This window comes from Caulobacter sp., from assembly GCF_035254145.1.
Classification (GTDB): Bacteria; Pseudomonadota; Alphaproteobacteria; order Caulobacterales; family Caulobacteraceae; genus Caulobacter.
This window is the reverse complement of the sequence record NZ_DATFAV010000290.1, coordinates 1-3,612: the sequence shown is the minus strand read 5'-3', so window position 1 is coordinate 3,612 and position 3,612 is coordinate 1. Positions and strand designations below refer to the sequence as shown.

General features: G+C 67.4%; 4 protein-coding genes and 2 pseudogenes. 2 read left to right on the top strand and 4 right to left on the bottom strand.

The window, feature by feature from the left end; all coding sequences use genetic code 11:
* A pseudogene (locus tag VJ655_RS17480) lies at positions 1-295 on the top strand (glutamine--fructose-6-phosphate aminotransferase); the annotation flags it as partial.
* Between the two features lie 62 nt (positions 296-357).
* Here VJ655_RS17480 and VJ655_RS17475 read toward each other — a convergent pair.
* From VJ655_RS17475 to VJ655_RS17465, 3 genes are read right to left on the bottom strand one after another with little or no spacing between them, the layout of a single operon-like run.
* Positions 358-1,533, bottom strand: a complete 1,176-nt coding sequence (locus VJ655_RS17475; RefSeq protein ID WP_324113289.1) for a cyclopropane-fatty-acyl-phospholipid synthase family protein — start codon at positions 1,531-1,533, stop codon at positions 358-360.
* Positions 1,534-1,592: 59 nt separating this feature from the next.
* Positions 1,593-2,069, bottom strand: a complete 477-nt coding sequence (locus tag VJ655_RS17470) for a hypothetical protein (protein WP_324113287.1) — start codon at positions 2,067-2,069, stop codon at positions 1,593-1,595.
* 18 nt (positions 2,070-2,087) lie between these two features.
* The gene (locus VJ655_RS17465) at positions 2,088-2,498 is read right to left on the bottom strand and encodes a YkvA family protein (RefSeq protein WP_324113286.1); all 411 of its coding nucleotides are present in this window, start codon (positions 2,496-2,498) and stop codon (positions 2,088-2,090) included.
* Positions 2,499-2,568: 70 nt separating this feature from the next.
* Here VJ655_RS17465 and VJ655_RS17460 point away from each other — a divergent pair, with 70 nt between their 5' ends.
* Complete coding sequence (locus tag VJ655_RS17460; RefSeq protein WP_324113284.1) at positions 2,569-3,351, top strand: SDR family NAD(P)-dependent oxidoreductase; 783 nt, start codon at positions 2,569-2,571, stop codon at positions 3,349-3,351.
* 135 nt (positions 3,352-3,486) lie between these two features.
* On the opposite strand, the pseudogene VJ655_RS17455 reads toward VJ655_RS17460, so the two are convergent.
* Positions 3,487-3,612, bottom strand: a pseudogene (locus tag VJ655_RS17455) (hypothetical protein); the annotation flags it as partial.

Genomic DNA, 3,612 nt, shown 5'->3' with positions numbered 1-3,612 from the left:
CCAGACCCCGATCGTCATCCTGGCGCCCTACGACAGCTATTTCGAGAAGTCGGCCTCGAACATGAGCGAGGTGATGGCGCGCGGCGGCCAGGTGATCTTCATCACCGACACCGAGGGCGTGAAGCACGCCCCGGCCGGCGCGAAAGTGGTGGTGACGGCCCCCGCTTCGGATCCGCTGGTCTCGACCCTGGTGATGTCGGCCCCGATCCAGCTCCTGGCCTACCACGTCGCCGTGGTGAAGGGCGCGGATGTCGATCAGCCTCGGAACCTGGCCAAGTCGGTGACGGTGGAGTGAGGCGCCTTCGCGCTCAGTAAAAACACCGCTCATCCCCGCCTTCGCGGGGATGAGCGAAGAGATCAGGCTTTCAGCAGATAATCCCGCGTCAGTGGGACGGCGTCGCGTTTCTTGGCCAGCTGGATCTGGAAGACCATGTGGCCGCCGTGGCGGAAGCCCAGTTCGGCGCCCGCCAGGTAGAACTCCCACATCCGCCGGAAGCGGCCGTCGAACATCCGCGGAATGTCGGGATCGGCCATGAACCGCTCGCGCCAGATGCGGCATGTCTCGGCGTAGTGCAGGCGCAGGATCTCGATGTCGGTGATCCAAAGCCCCGCGTGCTCGATCGCCGAAACGATCTCCGACAGGCCGGGGATGTAGCCGCCCGGGAAGATATACTTCTGGGTGAAGGCGTTGGTGGCGCCGGGGCCGTGCATCTTGCCGATCGAATGGACCAGGGCCACGCCGTCCTCGTCCAGCAGGCGGGCGATGGTCTCGAAATAGGTCTTGAAGTTCGGCGCGCCCACGTGCTCGAGCATGCCGACCGAGACGATGCGGTCGAATTTTTCGTCGAGGTCGCGATAGTCGGTCAGGCGGAAATCGGTCTGGTCGGCCAGGCCCGCCTTCTCGGCGCGTTCCTTGGCCAGGGCCAGTTGCTCGGTCGACAGGGTCACGCCGGTCATCCGCGCCCCGAAGTCCTTGGCCAGGGTCATGGAGAGGCCGCCCCAACCCGAGCCGATGTCCAGCGTCTTCATGCCGGGCCGGATCAGCAGCTTGCGGCCGATCAGGGCCTTCTTGGCGGCCTGGGCCTCCTCCAGGGTCATGTCGGGACGCTCGAAATACGCGCAGGAGTACTGCATGTCGGCGTCGAGGAAGCGCCGATAGAGATCGTTGGACAGGTCGTAGTGGTGGGCGACGTTGCGGCGCGAGGCCACGCGGTCGTTGACCTGCTGGATCCGTCGCTTCAGCGCCTTGCGGAACCGGGTCAGGGCCGAGCCGCGCTTGGGCTTTCGCCCGCCGCTCTCGCCGACGATGGTCAGGAGGTCGGCGATCGTCCCCTGCTCGAAGACGATGTCCTCTTCCATATAGCCTTCGCCCAGGCCGAGACTGGGATTGGCCAGGCGGCGCAGGCCGCGCGCGTTGACCCGGATCACCACCGGCGGTCCCGAGCCGTCCCCGGCCTTGACGACGCGGCCTCCGGGCAGGTGCGCCGTGAGGTCGCCGGTCTTGATCATCTTGGCGAGGAGAGCTTCGATCATGCGATCAACTTAAGGCGTCGTTCGCCCGCGACAACCTGTCGCATACGGAGAGAATGATCCTATTGCTTCCTCAGCTCGGGACAGGCGCCGGGTTCGGCCGTCCAGCTGATGCTGGCGATCTTCCAGGCGCCATCGGCCTTGGCCCCATCCGCTTGTTTGACCAGGGTGAAGATGTCGATCCCGCAATGCAGGGTCTTGCCGTCCCTGGAGATCTCGTAAGGCGCCGTCACGGTGGCCAGGGCTCCACGCCGGACGACCACCGGCGACCACATCCACTCCTTCAGTCCTGGATCCAGGTGTTTGCCGAAGCTGTCCTCGAAGGCCACGCGGCTGACCTTGACCGCGCCGTCGGGCTGGGCGCGCACGCCCATGAACTGAGCGTTGGGCAGGACCAGCGGGCGCAGCGTGTCCGGGCTGGCCGCGGCCATGCCGTCGAAGAAGGCCTGGGCCGTGGCCAGGACGGCCTTGTCCTCAGGATCGGTCGGCGGCGGGGCCGACGCCTGGAGCGCGGCGGCGGCGATCAGCGGGGCGAGCATGGCGGTCTCCGGTGGGTCTCAGCTGTCGTCGGATAGGCGCGCCAGGAAGGCGCGAGCGGCGTCCTTGTGGCGCGGCTTCAGCGTCCGGCCCAGGATCGCCATCAGGGCCGCGAACACCGCGGCGTCGTCGGTGAAGCCGATGGCGGGCAGGATGTCGGGCAGGGCGTCCAGCGGCAGGACGAAATAGGCCAGGGCCGCCAGCATCATGCCCTTGGCCGCCGTGGGCGTCTCCGGATCGCGGGCGCACCACCAGACCGACAGGGCGTCGGCGGCGAACGGGACCTTGGAGGCCACCTTGCGGATCTTGGGCAGGAAGCCGCGGCGCACGCGTTCCTCGTTCACCCGCACCGTCTGTGGGACCAGCGCCTTGGCTGGATCGAGGACCTCGTTGACGTTTACGTCGGGGGACGGTTTGGCGGCGCGGCTCATGGGTCTATTTCTCTCTTCCAACCGATCCTAAACGCGAACGCTACAAACGCGAAGACAAGGGAAAACGTCCATGAAACTCGACAACACCGTCGCCGCCGTCGTCACGGGTGGGGCTTCGGGCCTCGGCGAGGCCACCGCCCGCGCCCTGGCGGCCCAAGGCGTCAAGGTCGCCCTGTTCGACATGAACGAGGAGCGCGGCCAGCAGGTCGCCAAGGAGATCGGCGGGGTGTTCTGCAAGGTCAACGTGACCAGCGACGCCGATGTCGACGCCGGCTTCGAGAAGGCCCGCGCCGCCCACGGTCAGGAGCGGATCCTGGTCAACTGCGCCGGCACCGGCAACGCGGCCAAGACCGCCAGCCGCGACAAGGCCACCGGCGAGACCAAGCACTTCCCGCTCGACGCCTTCGATCGCATCATCCAGATCAACCTGGTCGGCACCTTCCGCTGCATCGCCAAGTCGGCCAAGGGCATGCTGGACCTGGAGCCGCTGCAGGACGGCGAACGCGGCGCGATCGTCAACACCGCTTCGGTGGCCGCCGAGGACGGTCAGATGGGCCAGGCGGCCTATTCGGCCTCGAAGGGCGGCGTGGTCGGCATGACCCTGCCGATCGCCCGCGACCTGATGGGCGAGGGCATCCGCGTCAACACCATCCTGCCGGGCATCTTCAACACCCCGCTGATGAACGGCGCGCCGGAAGCGGTGAAGGCCGGCCTGGCGGCCTCGGTGCCGTTCCCCAAGCGTCTGGGCAATCCCGAGGAATACGCCCAGCTGGCGCTGACCATGATCACCAACGGCTACTTCAACGGCGAGGACGTGCGCCTGGACGGCGGCATCCGCATGGCGCCGCGGTAGGACCCGCTAATTCCTCCCCCGCGGCGCGGGGGAGGTGGCCCAGAGGGCCGGAGGGGGCTAGCTCGGCCGAGGCCGGATTTGCCCCACAGTCACTTCGTGACAGCTCCCCCGCATCGCGGGGGAGCATCTTTCTTCCTACTTCACTTCCGGCCGCACGATCGTGCTGGCCAGGTTGGCCATGATCTCGCGGGCGTCGTAGGCGCGCGGGTCGCCTTCCGGCTTCTTGCCCTTGTGCATCACGATCTCGGCGCCGGCCTCGAA